Origin of the sequence: Pseudomonas helmanticensis, assembly GCF_900182985.1 — a bacterium.
Taxonomy (GTDB): Bacteria; Pseudomonadota; Gammaproteobacteria; order Pseudomonadales; family Pseudomonadaceae; genus Aquipseudomonas; species Aquipseudomonas helmanticensis.
The window spans coordinates 406462-423138 of record NZ_FXUY01000001.1 but is presented as its reverse complement, the minus strand read 5'-3'; the positions used below and the strand labels follow the sequence as shown (position 1 = coordinate 423138).

The window sequence follows — 16677 nt, the reverse complement described above, 5'->3', positions numbered from 1 at the left end:
CCGCAGGCTGCGATCTTTTGATTCTGTTTTCAAGATCAAAAGATCGCAGCCTGCGGCAGCTCCTACAGGGGTGGGTTAATCGCTCTGCGGATATTCGACTAGAATTCGAAAAAACTTATGCAGGAAAATCATCAATGCTCCGGGAAAACGCCACCGACCTGCTCGCCTTCCTTGCCGTGGCGCGCGAACGCAGTTTCACCAAAGCGGCGGCCAGGCTCGGCGTTTCGCAATCGGCGCTGAGCCATACCATTCGGGCACTGGAAGCGCGCCTTGGCCTGCGTCTGCTGACCCGCACCACTCGCAGCGTTTCCCCCACCGAGGCCGGCGAACACTTGTTGCAAACCATTGGCCCGCGTTTCGAAGAGATCGAGCTGGAACTGCAAGCCCTGAGCAATCTGCGCGAAACCCCGGCAGGCAAAATTCGCATCAGCGCCACCGACCATTCGCTGGACTGGTTGCTACGCCCGGTGCTCAAGCAATTCCTGCCCAAGTACCCGGACATCGCCGTCGAAGTCTGTTGCGATTACGGTTTCGTCGACATCGCCGGGCAAGGCTTTGACGCTGGCGTGCGCCTGGGCGAAGACGTCGCGCAAGGCATGATCGCCACCCGCATCGGCCCGGACCTGCGCATGGCCGTGGTCGGCTCGCCAGCCTATTTCGCCCGCCGTCCTGCCCCGCAAACCCCGCGCGACCTCACCGCGCACGCCTGCAACAACCTGCGCCTGCCCACCAATGGCGGACTCTATAGCTGGGAGTTCGAGAAGGATGGCGAACGCCTGAAAGTGCGCGTGACCGGGCAAGTCACCTTGAGCGGCGTCTATCCGTTACTGGATGCAGCGCTGGATGGTTTCGGTCTGAGCTACATTCCGGAAAACATCGTCGCACCGTATCTGCCCGATGGTCGCTTGCTGCAAGTGCTGGAGGACTGGAGCCCGACGTTTGCCGGTTATCACCTGTATTACCCGAGCCGGCGTCAGGCGGCCCCGGCGTTTGCGTTGTTGCTGGAGGCGTTGCGCTATCGCTAGTAACGATCTTTCACCGACATAACTTGCGATCAACCGACCAACGCAATCAACTGATGCCGCTGCGCATCGGTGAGCATCGGCCCGAATCCGGCCTTGACGTTGTCGGCCATGTAGCGCGGATTACTCGTCCCCGGAATCACACAGGTTACCGCCGAATTCGTCAGGAGAAACTTCAATAACAGTTGCGGCCAACTGTTGACCTGAACATCCGAGACCCACGCCGGCAGCGGTTTGCCCTTGACTCTGCCGAGCAGGCCGCCACCGCCAAACGGCCGATTGCAGATCACCGCCACCCCGCGCTCGCGGCACAGCGGCAAAATGCGTTTCTCCACGCCACGGTCATCGAGGGCGTAATTGATTTGCAGGAAATCCACTTGCTCGGCTTTCAACACCGCTTCGACTTCGTCATAGGCCGAGGGCGTGTAATGGGTGATGCCGATGTAGCGAATGCGCCCTTGCTCTTTCCATTCGCGCAGGGTTGGCAGGTGAATTTGCCAATCGAGCAGGTTGTGGATCTGCATCAGGTCGATGCGCTCGGTGCGTAGCAGGCTGAACGATTGCTCCATTTGCGCGATGCCTTCGTCGCGGCCACGCGTCCATACCTTGGTGGCGAGGAATGCCGGAGAGCTGGGTTCGTGGATCGACAGCAATTCACCAGTGGTCTGTTCTGCGCGGCCATACATCGGCGAGCTGTCGATAACCGTGCCGCCCTTGGCAAACAATTCATCGAGCACCGCCGGCAATTGGCGGTACACCGGGTCGCCCGGGGCCACGTCGAAACCGCGATAAGTGCCGAGCCCCACCATGGGCAGCGATTCGGAGCTGGAGGGGATGGCGCGGGTCAGCATGGTCTGGTCTCCTGCGGCACTGGGCAGCGTGACGGCGGACGTGGTGGCCAACGCCCGGTTCAAGGTGCAGACCGCCGAAACCCCGGCAGCCAGCGAGAGCAATCGGCGACGGGAGTAACCCTCAGTGTGGCTCATGCTGGTTCCCCTGCTGCATGGATCTGTTGCATGTTGTGTGCGCAGGCTGCCTGGCCGAATCGCTGGACTACACTGCGACAGCGAACCTGCTTACCCGTTAAAAGTAGCCGAATGTCCCGAACCCTGATGTCACTCGTCGTTTTGATCGTCGCCGTTTACCTGGTGCTGTGCGCCGCGCTGTTCGTTTTCCAGCGTTCGCTGATCTATTTTCCGCAGCCCGCAGCGCTGGATTCGGCGGACTCACGGTTGAAACTGTCGATGCCGGATGCGGATGTCTGGGTCAGCACCCGCGAGCGCGTCGGGCAGCGGGCGCTGATCTATTTCGGCGGCAATGCCGAGGATGTGTCGCGCAATCTGCCGGAGTTCAGCGAGGCGTTTCCTGATTACGCACTGTATTTCCTGCATTACCGGGGCTTTGGTGGCAGTGGCGGTTCGCCGTCCGAAGAGGCGATTGCCGAGGATGCGCTGGCGCTGTTCGATCAGGTCTATGCGCGTCATCCGCAGATTGCCGTGGTCGGCCGCAGCCTTGGCTCCGGTGTCGCGGTGCGCCTGGCCAGCCAGCGGCCGGTGCAGAATCTGATTCTGGTGACGCCTTACAACAGCCTCGAAGAAATCGCCGCGCGGCAGTATCCGTGGGTGCCGGTGCAGTGGTTACTGAAAGACCGCTACGAGTCGGGCAAGTACGCCGCGCACATCCGCGTGCCGACCTTGCTGCTGGCGGCGAGCGACGATGAGGTGATTGCGCGGGCCAGCACCCAGCGATTGCTGGAGAATTTCCCCAAAGGCGTGGCGGTGCTCAAGGTGGTGCCGGATTCAGGGCATAACTCGATTTCCGACCGTGTGCAGTATTTGCAGTGGATGGGCGATGTGCTGAATCATTGATGTTTTTCTGCCTATTGGGGTTGTGGCGGGCGATGACGCTATCGCGAGCAGGCTCACTCCTACAGTGGAGCGCGTTTCAAATGTAGGAGTGAGCCTGCTCGCGATGGCGTCATTCAACTCAACCATCATTTGTGCCTCATCCAGCCCTTCGTCGCCCCGCAATAAAAGCCCTCACCGAGCCTTGAACCAAGCCCTGAAAACCCAGTCCTACACGCGCCGCTCGCTGCGGTTCACCTCCTTTTAGCGCTGCCCTCTTCAGAGCTGTCCGTCCCATGCGCCACGCCGTTCGTTCGTCTCGCTTCGTTTCGCTGTGCCTGCTGATCCTTTCACCTTTGTTCGCCGATACCGCCCTGGCTGGAGCGGAACGACAATTGGTGGCCGCCATCAACGATTACCGCGCCCACCCGCAACGCTGTGATCGACGTCCCACGCAGCGCTTGTCACCGCTGGCGCTGAAATCGAACCTGGCATTGTCGATCGGCTATCGCTATGGCGGCGGAATGCGCGAAGCCTTGAAGGCTTCAGGGTATTCAGCGGTGGCGGTGCGCAGCATTCGCATTGTCGGCGCCGAGGATGCCGAGGCAGCGTTCGACCGATTGCAGAGTGATTACTGTGGCGCACTGCTGGACGCCAGCTACGCCGACATCGGCATCAGCCGCGCACGCAATGAATGGCAAGTGGTGCTGGCGCAACCGGTGCTCGACAGCCGTGTCGGCGACAACCGCAGTGTCGGCAAGGCGCTGCTGGCCGAGGTCAACGCCGCCCGCGCACGGCCGCGAATGTGCGGACGCCAACGCTTCGCCGCAGCCCGGCCGTTGAGCTGGAATCCAGCGTTGGGCGCCGCAGCGCAGGGGCACAGTAAAGCCATGGCTTACGGCAATTACTTTGCGCACCGTGATCCCGACGGCGACCTGCCCGCGGATCGCGCCCGGGCAGCCGGTTATCGAGGGCGTCAGGTAGGCGAAAACATCGCGGCGGACAGAGCTCGCCGGGCATGGCGATGGCGGGTTGGCTGGCCAGCCCAGGGCACTGCGCCAATTTGATGAACCCGATGTTTACTCAGGTCGGCGCGGGGTTTGCCAGTGAGGCGCGCAGCGATGAAGGGGTTTACTGGACGATGGTGTTGGGTGCGCCTTGATTTTATGGCGATGCGGATGAATTTTCGCGAGCAGGCTCACTCCCACAGTGGCTCAGGTATACGCCGAACCACTGTGGGAGCGAGCCTGCTCGCGATGGGGCCTGATCTGGCACCGTGATTTATTCAGGCCGACGCACAGCCCGCACCCGCCCACTGTCACCGCCACCGCAATAAAACCGCTCAGCGCCGTCCGCTTCCAGCCCGGAAACGCCCATGCCGTCGGGCATTTTCAAACTTTCCAGCACTTCGCCATCCTGCGGATCGATGCGCCGCAACTCGCTCTCATCCGCCTCCCAGGTGCCATGCCACAGCGCCCCGTCGACCCAGGTCACGCCGGTAACAAAGCGGTTCGATTCCAGCGTGCGCAGGATCTTCCCGGTCTCCGGGTCGATCTGATGAATCTTGCGCTCGCGATACTGGCCGACCCATAACGAGCCCTCGGCCCAGGCCATACCGGAATCGCCACCGCCGCCGGGGGCGGGAATCGTGTGCAATACACGCCCGGTGGCCGGGTCGATCTTGTGGATCTGCCGGTCGGCGATCTGAAACAGATGCTTGCCGTCGAACGCGGTGCCGCCGTCGGCGCCGACCTTGAGCGTGCGCACAGTCTCACCGCTGGCCGGGTCGAGTGCGTTGAGCTGACCATCGCTGGCAAACCAGACTTGCCGACCATCGAACGTGACGCCATGAATGCCTTTTATATGCTCAAACGGACCATATTCGCGAAGCACTTCTGCCTTTGCCTGTTTCATGCTGACTTCCTCATGGGTGTGTGAGGCCAGACTAGCCATTACCCAGCGACACCGGGAGTAACAAGATCGTCGCGAAACCCGGCACCGGCGGTGTCATCCAGCGCCGCGCGCGACCGAGACCGAAAGCCTGCACCTTGTCTTGCCCCGCGAGATTTTCCAGCGCCCGCTGCACCTGGCGTTGACTGCTGCCGAGAGCGAGCGCCAGTGCCGAACTCGACCAGGCTTCACCATCAGCGAGCAACGCCAGCAGCGCGGCGTGCTTGTCCTCGACGGGCAGCGTCAGCAGCGCCACAGCCGTGGCCTGCAATACGAAACCCTGGCGGGTCGCAGTCACTTTCGCCAACGGTTGCAACGCCGCACGCAAGCGCCCGATTTCGACGCGCAAACGCGCGCGGTGCGATTCATCGCTGAGTTTCAAGTGAAAGGCTTTGGCTATCAGCACTTCGCGAGTCACCTCTGCCGGCCAGGCTTCGGCCAGCGTACGCAGCAGATTGAACAGCACCGGCCGGGTTGCCAGCGGCACAGTCATGCCGGCGCCACGCACGCTGTAGCGACAGGCATCGACGAGCAATTTGTCCGACGTGAACAGTGCCTCGACCTGTGCCAGCGTGACTGCCCGCGACTGACCGGCAAACGTCAAGCGGGCTGCGGGCGCGCAGAGCAATTGACTGGCGTGTTCGATTTCCGCCGTCAGCGAGGCGATGCCGGCCTGTTGCGCCGCCTGCTGCGCTCGGGCCAGCGCCGCTTCGGCCTTGCGCGCCTGCACTCGGCGCAAAGCGATGCCCGCCGATACCAGTTCATGGGCCGCACGCAATGCCGGCGGCAGCGGCGCCGGATCCTGTTCACCGAGCAGCGCTTCGGCCGCGTCCAGCTCACCGATCAGCAACAACCGGCGAATTTGCAGATAACGCGCGTGAGCGGCGTTTAACCAATCACCATGACTGTGTAAAACCTGCCGCGCGGTCTCCAGCGCCTTGACCGGCCAACCCAGCTCCCGCACGGCCAATGCCACTTCTGCCTCGGCCACTACACAGCGTGCTCGCGACAACGGTTCATTCGCGCCGAACGCTTTCACCGCCCTCTGCAGCAACGTTTTCGCGCGCGGTAAATCGCCAAGCTGAGCCATGGCAATGCCGCGTAGCGCCAGCGCGGGTGGGTCTTCGCGCAAAGCCACGTAGTTCAACGCGGTCAGTGGATCGCCAGCAGCGAGTGCCCGGCCGGCGGCGGTAATCAGCGAGTCCATGGTGAGTTCATCTTCGCGGCCACTGCGCTGTACAGCGCTGAAATCGAGTTTAATTTCGCTGTTTATGTGCGTTTAAAATCCCTTGATAGCACTTTAGTATTCCTGCACCATCGGCACAGCTTTTCCACGGAAGGAGTCAGGCATGCTGGACGCAAACGCTACCCACATTACCTTTTCGCTCGAAGGCGTTTCCGCCGATCTGCATGTGTTGAGTTTTGTTGGCCGCGAAGCCATCAACCAACCCTTCTGCTTCGACCTCGAACTGGTCAGCGCCCGCCCCGACCTGAAGCTCGAAGAACTCCTGCACAAACCCGGCGTGCTGACCTTCGGCGCCACCGGCGAAGGCACGATTCATGGCCTGGTGTATCGCATCGAACAAGGCGATTCCGGCAAGACCCTGACCCGCTACAGCATCAGTCTGGTGCCGCAACTCGCCTACCTGCGCCACAACCACGACCAGCAGATTTTCCAGCAATTGAGCGTGCCGAAAATCATCGCCCAGGTCCTCGAAGATCGCGGCATTCTCGCTGACGCCTACGATTTCCAGCTCGGCGCCGAATACCCGCAACGCGACTACTGCGTGCAGTACGACGAGTCCGACCTGCATTTCATCCAGCGTCTGTGCGAAGAGGAAGGCATTCACTTCCACTTCCAGCACAGCAGCAGCGGCCACAAACTGGTGTTTGGCGACGACCAGACCGTATTCCGCAAACTCAAAGCCGTGAGCTACCAGCAAGACTCCGGCATGAGCGCCGACAAACCGGTGATCAAGCGCTTCAATCTACGTCTGGAAACCCGCACCACCCGCGTCAGCCGTCGTGATTACGACTTCGAAAAACCGAAAATCCTCCCCGAAGGCGCAGTCAAATCCGACTTCGCCCCGGACCTTGAGGACTACGACTACCCCGGTCGTTTCACCACCCGCGAGCGCGGCAAATTCCTCTCGACCCGCGCCCTGGAACGCCATCGCAGCGACTACAAACTCGCCGAAGGCAAAGGTGATGAACCGACCCTCACCAGCGGCCATTTCCTCACGCTCGCCGAACACCCGCGCGCCGAATGGAACGATCTGTGGCTGCTGCTGGAAGTCTTCCACGAAGGCAAACAACCGCAAGTGCTCGGCGAAAACGTCACCAGCGACGTCACCGACCACAAAAGCGATTTCCACCAGGGCTACCGCAACAGCTTCCTCGCCACGCCATGGGACGCGCACTACCGCCCTGCCCTTGAACACCCGAAACCAAAAGTCCTCGGCAGCCAGACCGCCGTCGTCACCGGCCCGGCAGGTGAAGAGATTCACTGCGACCAATACGGCCGGATCAAAGTGCAATTCCACTGGGATCGCGAAGGCCAGTCCAACGACAAAACCACCTGCTGGATGCGCGTCGCCAGTGGCTGGGCTGGCGCCGCGTACGGCGGCCTCGCCATCCCGCGTGTCGGCATGGAAGTCCTCGTTACCTTCCTCGAAGGCGATCCCGACCAGCCGCTGGTGACCGGTTGCCTGTACCACAAGGAAAACGTCGTCCCTTACGACCTGCCGGCGAACAAGACCCGCAGCACCTTCAAGACCCTGAGTTCACCGGGCGGCAAGGGCTACAACGAGTTTCGCATTGAAGACAAGAAAGGCGTCGAGCAGATCTACATCCATGCCCAACGCGATTGGGACGAGAACATCGAACACGACCAGAAGATTCGTGTCGGCAATGAACGGCATGACACGGTTGAAGCCAACACCCTCAGCGAATTCAAGGTTGAAGAGCACCGGATTACGCATCTCGATCGCAAGACGGAAACACGGGTCGATGACCATCTGACGGTGGGCGCCACCCGGCACCTGAAGGTCGGTACCGCGCAATTTGTCGAGGCTGGCACCGAGATCCACTATCACGCCGGCGCCAAGGTCGTGATCGAAGGTGGCATGGAACTCACCGCCAAGGCTGGCGGCAGTTTTGTGAAGGTGGATGCCGGCGGCGTGACCATCAGCGGCGCCGAGGTAAAAACCAACTCCGGCGGTTCGCCAGGCTCGGGCACCGGAATCGCGATCAAGTTGCCGATCGCCTTGACCCCCGCCGACGCCGATGCTGCCGGCAAACTCCTCAGCGCGGCACCGATCAACACGCCGACGCCTGCGGAGCTGCTCGCCGCACCGTCATCCGGCGCCGCACCCGCTGCGCCAACGGCTGCAGAAACCCGACTGATCCAACAGAACATGCAGGCGCAAACCCTGGTAGCTGCCGCGAAAAGCGGCGTGCCCTTCTGCGAGATCTGCAACCAATGAGCCAGTTTCGCCCCAGTCTCAACGAATGGTTGACGGCCGAGTTCTGGCCGCAGGGTATGCAGCCAGGCACGCCGAAGGTCTATGCCCTGCTGGACGGTGCCCGCGACCCACGCATCGAACCGCTGGTGCGCAGCAGCGGCGCGGAATTTTCCTGCCTGTACGCGGGCGAACTCGCTCCGTGCCTGTCGGCCGCAGCGCCTTATCTGCTGCAGCTCGACCCGCAACAGCCGTATACATGGCGACTGTTCGAGGAAGGCTGGGGGCAGAGTTGGGGCAGTTTCGTCATCGCCCCGGCGCACGTGTCGCTGGACGACCTGCGCAGCCACTTTCGCACGCTGCTGCGGGTGACCGATCCGGATGGCAACCTTCTGGTGTTTCGATTCTACGACCCCAGAGTCCTGCGCGTTTACCTGCCGACCTGCACCGCGCAAGAGCGCGCCGCGATGTTTGGCCCGGCGAGCAAGCTCATCGCCGAAACCAATACGGGTAATTCCTTGATTGTGTACCCGGCGGATCCCGCCGGCGGGCCAGCGGCGCGAGTCAGTGGCTGGCCGTCGGCTGATGCGGTTGGGTAATACGCTCTGGAAAACCCTCGAGCGGCAAGATAACCATCACGGAGTGGCCGTTTGAAACGTCTCGCCTGTCTATTGTTTCCGCTGCTCGCCGCCTGTAGCGCTGGCCCGCTGATGTATCCCGAATCGACAGCAGGTCGCCCGACGCTCCTTTATCCGACCTGCCCTGGGCCGCAAACGGCGATGCGTTTCACAACGACATCAAACGAGCTGAACTGGGTTTTCCTGCTGGTTCACGTCTCGTTGCCGGGAGGCGAGACCTGGCCGCCAGGAGCCGCAGTGACGGAAACCGAGGTACGACTTTCCACACAGCTGTATATGGAATATTCGCCTCGCCGTGCACTTCCCCCTCAGGGTCAATCCGAGACACAACTCAAAGTACCGCTGTGGATCAGCGCCTCTTCGCCGATGGCAACCGTGCAGTTGGCCAACGGAAAAACCTATCAATTCAGTATCGAACGCCTGAAAACCGGCTTCGATCCGCGCGCCCCTGAAGTACGCGATGTCCAGCACCCCGGAAGCCCCTTGGGCAAAGGTGATCTGGGCGACTTCATCCTGACGTTGCCCGAGCTGTACCTGAACGGTGAGAAAATCAACACCGCGCCGATCCATTTCAAGAAACGCGAAGAGCGCTATTTCCCGATATTCAACTGTTGAAGGCTCAGACCGGAGAAATGGTCGCGAGCAAGCCGATCAGAATGGTCAGTGTCAGGAATCCACCCAGAAAAAACGCCATCTTGTTCATATTGCTCTCCTCAATGCCGAGCTTGCGGTGCACCGGACGCTTCGGGATGAAGGACTGCCGCGAGTGACCGGACTACGGGGCTATTCTGAGCCGATGACTGCGCCGGTTACAGAGGCAGATCGCACTGAAAAATACATATCAGATGCACATCTGATCCTGTAGGAGCTGTCGAGTGAAACGAGGCTGCGATCTTTTGATCTTGAAAAACAAAATCAAAAGATCGCAGCCTCGTTTCACTCGACAGCTCCTACATAGGCTTTTCATAGGGTGACATTCAGGTTGCCATGACAAGGTTGCCCTGTCGGCGCTTTGCTCTAGAGTCTTGGTCACCGCGAGAACAACTGGAAAAAAACCGGAGTGAAGATGACCGACCTCAATCTGCAAGCCAACGTCGCCGAATCCCTGAACCGCTGGCACCAGATGATCCGCACCGGCAACCTCAAAGCCCTGCCCGAACTGCTTGACCCCAATGCGGTATTCCGCTCACCCATGGCCCATACGCCCTACTCCGGCGCGCAAGTGGTGTCGATGATCCTCAATACCGTGTTCAACGTGTTCGAAGACTTCAAATACCACCGTGAACTGGTGACGGCCGATGGTCTGAACGTGGTTCTGGAATTCAGTGCCAAGGTCGGGACGAAGGAGCTGAAGGGCATCGACATGATTCGCTTTGATGAGGCCGGGAAGATCGTCGAGTTTGAAGTGATGGTGCGGCCGTTGAGCGGGTTGCAGGCCCTCGGCGAAGAAATGGGGCGTCGCCTTGGTGCGTATCTGGCAAACGCAAAACCCTGACCGCCGCCGGTTCCGTGAACTTGATGCTTGAACACTACGCAACTTTACCAAAGACCACTTTGCCTCTCACATTACTTATTCCATTAAAAAACCTTCACACATGAAACCAGTATAAAAACCTGTCAAATATGACAGGTGTAAAAAAAACAAACTTGGATATTCTCAGATTAAGTCGAAAATTCCATGCCAGAACTTCGACTGTTTTTCAGCCCGTAATAACGTGGAGAATAAAAATGTCATTCTTCGAAGAAGATATTTGGAAACAAGCCCCAGGCGTGAAACAACCCGTCGAAGAATCAGGCGGATCCAGCAACCGATTCGCGGAAAAACCAGTTAAACAGGAACACAAATTCACCTGTATTTGCGATCTTTGCAAAAAAGACAGAGGAGATAGAATAGGAACGGCGGCAATCTATTCACAGTGGTACGTTACAGATCCTGTCTACCCATAGAAAACAATGAAACCTTCCCATTTCATGATGTTCAAGATCCAGATCATTCATTAATCTGGCCCACAAAAAAGCCCACTGACCGTTACCGGTTCAGTGGGCTTTTGTGCGAATGGCGTCTAGTTACAGAGCCATGTCACGTGCAGCGTTTTCCTTCGGCGCTTCAGCTTTTCCAGCGGCCGGTGCGGCCGGAGCAGCTACCTGACCGATCACCGGAGGCGTCGGCAGTTCGAGGATTTTGGCGGTGTAAGCCCATTCTGCAGCCACTTTGGCTGGATCGCTGTTCAGCTGAGTGCCGTAGCTTGGAACGATCTGGTGCAGCTTGGTTTGCCACTCTGGGCTAGCCACTTTGTCTTTGAAGACTTTCTGCAGCACACTCAGCATGATCGGTGCAGCGGTCGACGCGCCTGGCGATGCGCCCAGCAGGCCGGCGATGGAGCCGTCTTGCGCGGCAACGATTTCGGTGCCCAGTTTCAGGACGCCGCCAGCGGCTTCATCACGCTTGATGATTTGCACGCGTTGGCCGGCTTGCCACAGGCGCCAGTCTTCGGCTTTGGCGTTCGGGAAGTATTCCTTCAGCGCGTTCATGCGGTCTTCATCCGACAGCATCAGTTGGCCAGCAAGGTACTCGACCAGCGGGTATTCCTTGATGCCGACCTTGGTCATAGGCCAGATGTTGTGGGTGGTGGTGCTGGTCAGCAGGTCCAGGTACGAGCCTTCCTTGAGGAACTTGGTGCTGAAGGTCGCGAATGGGCCAAACAGGATCACGCGCTTGCCGTCCAGAACACGGGTGTCCAGGTGCGGAACCGACATCGGCGGTGCGCCAACCGAAGCTTTACCGTAGGCCTTGGCCAGGTGCTGTTCAGCGATGGCCGGGTTATCGGTCACCAGGAACGAACCACCGACCGGGAAGCCAGCGTATTCCTTGGCTTCAGGAATGCCCGACTTCTGCAGCAGGTGCAGTGCACCGCCGCCAGCGCCGATGAACACGAACTTGGCGTCGGTTTCGGTTTTAGTGCCGTCTTTCAGGTTTTTGTAGCTGACGCGCCAGGTGCCGTCGGCGTTCTTGGTGATGTCCTCGACTTCGCTCGACAGTTTCAGATCGAAGTTAGGCTTGGTTTGCAGGTGGGCAGCGAACTGGCGGGTGATTTCGCCGAAGTTCATGTCGGTACCCAGCGGGCTCCAGGTGGCCGCGATTTTCTGGTTCGGGTCACGCCCTTCCATCATCAGCGGAACCCACTTCTTGATCACAGCCGGGTCTTCGGAGTACTGCATGCCGGCGAACAGCGGGCTCGCTTGCAGGGCTTCGTAGCGCTTTTTCAGGAACTTGATGTTGTCATCGCCCCACACGAAGCTCATGTGCGGAGTGGTGTTGATGAACGAGCGAGGGTTCTTCAGAACGCCTTGCTGAACCTGCCACGCCCAGAACTGACGCGACACCTGGAACGCTTCGTTGATCTCGACCGCTTTCGGGATCGTCACGTTGCCTTTGTCGTCTTCCGGGGTGTAGTTCAGCTCAGCCAGAGCCGAGTGACCGGTACCGGCGTTGTTCCAGCCGTTAGAGCTTTCGAGGGCGACGCCATCGAGGCGCTCGACCATTTCCATCGACCAGCTTGGCTCCAGCTCATTGATCCACACACCCAGGGTGGTGCTCATGATGCCGCCGCCGATCAGCAGAACGTCGACTTTCTTTGCTTCGTCAGCATTGGCGGATGTCATCCCCATCGCCAAGGCCAGACCCAGCAGGGCTGTGTTCACTTTTTTAAACATCTGTTGCACCTATGATAAAACGCCTTCCGCCCGCCGCTGTTATCTGTATGCGATCCGCTTTGATGACGCTCAGGCTAGCGTCTGGGATTGCGGCACACTTCAATTTTGACGGGTGGGCACACAAGGCCGACGTGCTGCATCGACCTCAGTTAATGTCCCTTCTGAACTGACTTCTTATCATTATTGGCTTCAGCTACTTGAGCGACAGGGATTCCGTCAGCCCGCCCGAAGGCAAGCAAACTGAATTAGGTCAAACCAAGTTGGCGCGAAGAATATCACGTCAGGGCAAACCCGCGCGTCTGTTCCCGACTTGAGAGTCCTTTTCCGCTCAGGGACTTATCGGCCGTCAATCGCCGAACATGACCCTGGTGCAGGCTCTGACTGAAGCCTTTCAGCGTTGCGGCTGTGGTTATAGCCGTCCAAGCCCCTGGCAACGCTGCCCAATCAATCAAGAAGCTGCTAAGTTGTACGATGACTGATGAATTCACATATTGAATCAATCAGTCATCAAACCCATAACAACAAGGAAATACCTTCCATGAATAACACCCGCCTCCTGATCGGTTTTCTCTGCGCCTTCAGCGGTTACACCCTGGCCGCCCCTGCTCCGGCGGAGAATGACGTCGCCCAGGCCGTCGATCATTTGACCCAGGCGATGCTGCACAAGAACATCGCCGAGCTGAATGCCCTGACCGCGCCCAACCTGACTTACGGCCATTCCAGCGGCAAGATTCAGGACAAGAAAGAATTCATCGCAGATATCGAAACCGGCAAAAGTGCGTTCAAAACGCTAGAGATGCAGAAGCAGACCATCACCTTGTCTGGCGATACCGCGTTGGTGCGCCACCACTTTTCTGCGCAGGCATTGAAGGGCACTGAAGTGATACCGACCGAGATCGAGAACTTTCAGGTCTGGCAGAAGCAGGATGGCAAGTGGCTGCTGGTGGGGCGGCAGGCGTTCAAGTTTTGATTGAAATTTATCTGGCCTGAATGGATGTTGACTGGGCTGGCGTCATCGCGAGCAGGCTCACTCCTACAAGGAATCGGGGGCGTGTATGGGATATACGTACCGCCGCGCCCCTTGTAGGAGTGAGCCTGCTCGCGATGGCGGCCACCCAGACAATACAAATCTCCGGTCACAACCGAAACCGGTCCACCGATTGCGCCAACTGCCCCGCCAGGCTGGACAGCTCATCGGTAGTATTCGCCGTCTGCCCGATCACCCGGCTGTTGCCCTCGGACATCCCGGCAATCATTTCCACCTGATGGGCGATTTCGTTACTGGCCTGACTCTGCTCGCCAATCGTGCGGGTAATGTCATTGACCAGTTGCGTGGTGCTCAAGGTCGCTTCGAGGATTTCGCGGATCGCGCGTTCGACGTCAGCCGTCACCGCCATGCCCTTGTCGACCTGTGCCACCCCCGCCTCCATGCTGCTGACCGCCTCACGGGTGCTGTTTTGAATGCGCGCGACCATCGCCGCGATCTCTTGCGTCGAGGCACTGGTGCGCGCCGCCAGACTGCGCACCTCATCCGCCACCACCGCAAAGCCCCTACCCTGTTCACCGGCGCGAGCCGCCTCGATCGCAGCGTTGAGCGCCAGCAGGTTGGTCTGGTCGGCAATGCTCTTGATCACCTGAATGATGTTGAAGATGCCTTCCGATTCCTGATCCAGCGTGCGAATCACCTGCGCCGACTGTTGCGCCGAGCGAGCGATGTCGTCCATGTCGCTGACCACTTGATGAATCACCCCTCCGCCCTCTTTCGCCAGGGATTCGGCCTGGTTGGCCATGCTCAGGGCGCGCTCGGCGTGACGGGTGATTTCCTCGATGCTCGCGGTCATCTGGCTGGCGGCCGCGGCCATGGTGCTCGCGGCAACGCTTTGTTGCTGGCTGCTGTCGGCGACCTGATGGCAGCCCTGACTGAGCTGTGCACTCATGCCGCTGACGCCGTGGGCATTGCTGCGCACCACGTCGATCATGTTGCGCAGGTCGCGCTGCATGGTCGCCAACGTGCGAATCAGCGCGCTCGCCTCATCCTTGCCGGACGGCTCGATAATCGCTTCGCCGAGGTTGCCGTGAGCGATGCTTTCGGCGATACGGCTGGCGGTTTTCAGTGGCCCCATGATGCTGCGGATCACCCAGCGTCCTTCGATCAATAGCAGCAACAGCCCGGCAAGCAACACCACACCGAGCGCGAGGTTGGCATTACGGATCGCGGCTTCAGTGCCAGCGCTGGTCTGCCGGGTATTGGTTTCGATCAGCTCACTCAAAGCCGCCATCTGCTCTTCGAGCTGGCCAAATGCGTTATTGAAGGTGCCAAGTTCCTGCTGCGCGGTATCCGGGTTGTCCAGCGCCAGGCCGACAATCCGCTCGCCCGCGTTGATGTAGGTGTCGAGGCTTGGCTTTATCTGCTCCAGCGCCGTGCGCAACGCAGGATTGATCGGCAACTTGAGGTTTTCGTCGAGCACTTCGCGAAAATGCCCCGCGTGTTCGTCGATCGACTTGCGCACTTCTGCCGCCGTGCTGGTGCTCTTGCCCAACCCCACCAGCATCGCCGAGTAGACATCGGCGCGCAGGGCGTCGTGCATCATGTCCGCCTCCATGTGGTTGCGCAGCGCGCTCATGCTGACCGCGTTGTCGCTCACCGCGGCGGCCATCCGCTGGTTGCCGACGTAGCTGACCAGGCTGACGATCAAGGCCGTGAGCAGGCTGGTAACAATCAGCAACACTAAACGCAGTTTGATCGACACCGTGTTTTCCTCCTTGGGGTGCGCCCGAAAACGCTCGTCAGACCTTGAGTTAAGCCTATTTGCACCGGTCTGCTGCGCCAGAGCGTGTCAGCAGATGTCCGCCTGACGCGGTAACCGCCATAAAACTTTCGGATTGAGCGGCAAGTCTCACTTTGCAACGCCCCCGGACATGCCTTCATCGCTGGTTAATACCGCTGGGCTATCAAGTCCCCCGTTCAAAAAACTCGTTACAGCAAAAGGAAACGCTTATGAAACGCGCACTGTGGTTGGGTTTGCTCGGTACCTTCGCCATCGGCACCGCTCAGGCGGCGACGGAAAAAGTTGCCATCAATCTGGTCAGCGCCGATGGCGCCCCGCAAGCGATTGGCTCCATCACCATCAGTGAGACGCCGTATGGTCTGTTGTTCACGCCCGAGCTGAAATCGTTGCCGGCCGGCGTGCACGGTTTTCATGTGCATGAAAACGGCAGTTGCGAAGCCGGCATGAAGGATGGCGTCAAAGGCGCCGCACTGGCTGCCGGCGGGCACTTCGACCCGCAGAAAACCGGCAAACACCTCGGCCCTTATGCCGATGGCCACTTGGGTGACTTGCCGGCGGTCTATGTCAGCGCTGACGGCATCGCCAGCTATCCGGTGCTGGCGCCGCGCCTGAAGAAAATCTCCGAAGTCAAAGGCCACGCGCTGATGATCCATGCCGGTAGCGACAATCATTCGGACATGCCAAAACCTTTGGGTGGTGGCGGCGATCGCATGGCCTGCGGAGTCATCTGATTTCCCCGCGATGAAGACGCGGGCAACCCGCAACGGCGTTGCCCGCGTCGGTTTTGCAATCACACGGACTTTTTCACGCCACGGAACTCCGCTCCAACGCGCCCCTCTCACATTATGTAGTCCTTCCCTTTTTGCTTCGCGCTTGTGGAGGAACACCGTCATGCGCAAGTTAGTGCTCGTTTCTTCTTTACTCTTATGCCTGCCGGTCGGCTCGGCGCTGGCTCGCGTCGACGCGGGCGATGTCGCCACTTCGGCCGGTGTCTCCGCGTCGCTGTACTCGACCTTCAAGGATCACAAAATGGTGATCCCGGCCCGTGACGACTTGTCTGCATTTGTCGCCAGTGGCGGGGCCATCCGTGGGGTTTATCTCGAGTCGGTGCTGCAGCAGGTGCGCCAGGACAACCCTGGCCTCAACGCCAGCGATGAAGACCTCGCCAACGCGATTCTGGTGCATTACGAAGGCCTCAATCAGTAGCGTTCAGGGACCCGGCAGCCGATGGACGGCCGCTGAACGCGCATAGGCAAAAC

Annotated in this window: 14 protein-coding genes and 2 pseudogenes; 10 read left to right on the top strand and 6 right to left on the bottom strand. The window is 59.7% G+C overall.

The features are described 5' to 3' along the window. Positions 1 to 134 precede the first annotated feature (134 nt). Entirely contained in the window at positions 135 to 1025 is an 891-nt protein-coding gene (locus QOL84_RS02120) for a LysR family transcriptional regulator (RefSeq protein ID WP_283435989.1), read from the top strand. A gap of 29 nt (positions 1026 to 1054) precedes the next feature. On the opposite strand, the gene QOL84_RS02115 is transcribed toward QOL84_RS02120, so the two are convergent. Then, positions 1055 to 2008, bottom strand: coding sequence for an aldo/keto reductase (locus QOL84_RS02115; protein ID WP_283435988.1), 954 nt, complete (start codon positions 2006 to 2008; stop codon positions 1055 to 1057). 111 nt (positions 2009 to 2119) lie between these two features. On the opposite strand from QOL84_RS02115, the gene QOL84_RS02110 reads away from it, so the two are divergent. Both QOL84_RS02110 and QOL84_RS29410 read left to right on the top strand, forming a co-directional pair. After that, positions 2120 to 2890 carry an alpha/beta hydrolase gene (locus QOL84_RS02110; RefSeq protein ID WP_283435987.1) on the top strand — a complete coding sequence of 257 codons (771 nt, stop codon included), beginning with the start codon at positions 2120 to 2122 and terminating at the stop codon, positions 2888 to 2890. Between the two features lie 272 nt (positions 2891 to 3162). Further along, a pseudogene (locus QOL84_RS29410) lies at positions 3163 to 4028 on the top strand (CAP domain-containing protein). Between the two features lie 119 nt (positions 4029 to 4147). Here QOL84_RS29410 and QOL84_RS02095 read toward each other — a convergent pair. Beyond that, complete coding sequence (locus QOL84_RS02095) at positions 4148 to 4780, bottom strand: Vgb family protein (protein ID WP_283435986.1); 633 nt, start codon at positions 4778 to 4780, stop codon at positions 4148 to 4150. 31 nt (positions 4781 to 4811) lie between these two features. Beyond that, positions 4812 to 6023 carry a helix-turn-helix domain-containing protein gene (locus QOL84_RS02090; protein WP_283435985.1) on the bottom strand — a complete coding sequence of 404 codons (1212 nt, stop codon included), beginning with the start codon at positions 6021 to 6023 and terminating at the stop codon, positions 4812 to 4814. A gap of 142 nt (positions 6024 to 6165) precedes the next feature. On the opposite strand from QOL84_RS02090, the gene QOL84_RS02085 reads away from it, so the two are divergent. The 4 genes from QOL84_RS02085 (at position 6166) to QOL84_RS02070 (ending at position 10410) form a co-directional block, all read left to right on the top strand. Then, positions 6166 to 8301: a type VI secretion system Vgr family protein gene (locus tag QOL84_RS02085; protein WP_283435984.1), complete on the top strand. Its 2136-nt coding sequence runs from the start codon at positions 6166 to 6168 to the stop codon at positions 8299 to 8301. Then, positions 8298 to 8876 (top strand): DUF4123 domain-containing protein, encoded by a 579-nt coding sequence (locus QOL84_RS02080; protein ID WP_283435983.1) that lies wholly within the window; start codon positions 8298 to 8300, stop codon positions 8874 to 8876. Before QOL84_RS02085 ends, QOL84_RS02080 begins: the two co-directional genes overlap by 4 nt. Positions 8877 to 8927: 51 nt before the next feature. After that, positions 8928 to 9530 (top strand): hypothetical protein, encoded by a 603-nt coding sequence (locus QOL84_RS02075; RefSeq protein ID WP_283435982.1) that lies wholly within the window; start codon positions 8928 to 8930, stop codon positions 9528 to 9530. A gap of 451 nt (positions 9531 to 9981) precedes the next feature. Next, entirely contained in the window at positions 9982 to 10410 is a 429-nt protein-coding gene (locus tag QOL84_RS02070; RefSeq protein ID WP_283435981.1) for a nuclear transport factor 2 family protein, read from the top strand. 572 nt (positions 10411 to 10982) lie between these two features. Here the strand turns inward: QOL84_RS02070 and mqo are convergent. Beyond that, positions 10983 to 12629 (bottom strand): malate dehydrogenase (quinone), encoded by a 1647-nt coding sequence (gene mqo, locus QOL84_RS02065; RefSeq protein WP_129394541.1) that lies wholly within the window; start codon positions 12627 to 12629, stop codon positions 10983 to 10985. 538 nt (positions 12630 to 13167) lie between these two features. On the opposite strand from mqo, the gene QOL84_RS02060 reads away from it, so the two are divergent. Beyond that, positions 13168 to 13599, top strand: a complete 432-nt coding sequence (locus QOL84_RS02060) for a nuclear transport factor 2 family protein (protein ID WP_283435980.1) — start codon at positions 13168 to 13170, stop codon at positions 13597 to 13599. 166 nt (positions 13600 to 13765) lie between these two features. On the opposite strand, the gene QOL84_RS29450 is transcribed toward QOL84_RS02060, so the two are convergent. After that, a complete protein-coding gene (locus tag QOL84_RS29450) occupies positions 13766 to 14491 on the bottom strand; it encodes a methyl-accepting chemotaxis protein (RefSeq protein WP_400774242.1) in 726 nt (241 codons plus the stop codon). Positions 14492 to 14623: 132 nt separating this feature from the next. Beyond that, positions 14624 to 15379 (bottom strand): annotated as a pseudogene (locus QOL84_RS29445) (MCP four helix bundle domain-containing protein); the annotation flags it as partial. A 248-nt stretch (positions 15380 to 15627) separates the two neighbouring features. Here QOL84_RS29445 and sodC point away from each other — a divergent pair. Together sodC and QOL84_RS02045 are read left to right on the top strand one after the other, a co-directional pair. Continuing rightward, the gene (sodC, locus tag QOL84_RS02050; protein ID WP_283435978.1) at positions 15628 to 16149 is read left to right on the top strand and encodes a superoxide dismutase [Cu-Zn] SodC; all 522 of its coding nucleotides are present in this window, start codon (positions 15628 to 15630) and stop codon (positions 16147 to 16149) included. A gap of 160 nt (positions 16150 to 16309) precedes the next feature. Further along, the gene (locus QOL84_RS02045; protein WP_122594408.1) at positions 16310 to 16624 is read left to right on the top strand and encodes a DUF2388 domain-containing protein; all 315 of its coding nucleotides are present in this window, start codon (positions 16310 to 16312) and stop codon (positions 16622 to 16624) included. The last annotated feature ends 53 nt before the right edge of the window (positions 16625 to 16677 follow it).

Bases quoted from the DNA above. Each gene is read 5' to 3' on its own strand.
- QOL84_RS02080 (WP_283435983.1), top strand. From the start codon at position 8,298: ATGAGCCAGTTTCGCCCCAGTCTCAACGAATGGTTGACGGCCGAGTTC.
- QOL84_RS02095 (WP_283435986.1), bottom strand. From the start codon at position 4,780: ATGAAACAGGCAAAGGCAGAAGTGCTTCGCGAATATGGTCCGTTTGAG.
- QOL84_RS02045 (WP_122594408.1), top strand. From the start codon at position 16,310: ATGCGCAAGTTAGTGCTCGTTTCTTCTTTACTCTTATGCCTGCCGGTC.
- QOL84_RS02110 (WP_283435987.1), top strand. From the start codon at position 2,120: ATGTCCCGAACCCTGATGTCACTCGTCGTTTTGATCGTCGCCGTTTAC.
- QOL84_RS02090 (WP_283435985.1), bottom strand. From the start codon at position 6,023: ATGGACTCGCTGATTACCGCCGCCGGCCGGGCACTCGCTGCTGGCGAT.
- QOL84_RS02120 (WP_283435989.1), top strand. From the start codon at position 135: ATGCTCCGGGAAAACGCCACCGACCTGCTCGCCTTCCTTGCCGTGGCG.
- sodC (WP_283435978.1), top strand. From the start codon at position 15,628: ATGAAACGCGCACTGTGGTTGGGTTTGCTCGGTACCTTCGCCATCGGC.
- QOL84_RS02070 (WP_283435981.1), top strand. From the start codon at position 9,982: ATGACCGACCTCAATCTGCAAGCCAACGTCGCCGAATCCCTGAACCGC.
- mqo (WP_129394541.1), bottom strand. From the start codon at position 12,629: ATGTTTAAAAAAGTGAACACAGCCCTGCTGGGTCTGGCCTTGGCGATG.
- QOL84_RS02060 (WP_283435980.1), top strand. From the start codon at position 13,168: ATGAATAACACCCGCCTCCTGATCGGTTTTCTCTGCGCCTTCAGCGGT.
- QOL84_RS02085 (WP_283435984.1), top strand. From the start codon at position 6,166: ATGCTGGACGCAAACGCTACCCACATTACCTTTTCGCTCGAAGGCGTT.
- QOL84_RS02115 (WP_283435988.1), bottom strand. From the start codon at position 2,008: ATGAGCCACACTGAGGGTTACTCCCGTCGCCGATTGCTCTCGCTGGCT.
- QOL84_RS29450 (WP_400774242.1), bottom strand. From the start codon at position 14,491: ATGGCCGCGGCCGCCAGCCAGATGACCGCGAGCATCGAGGAAATCACC.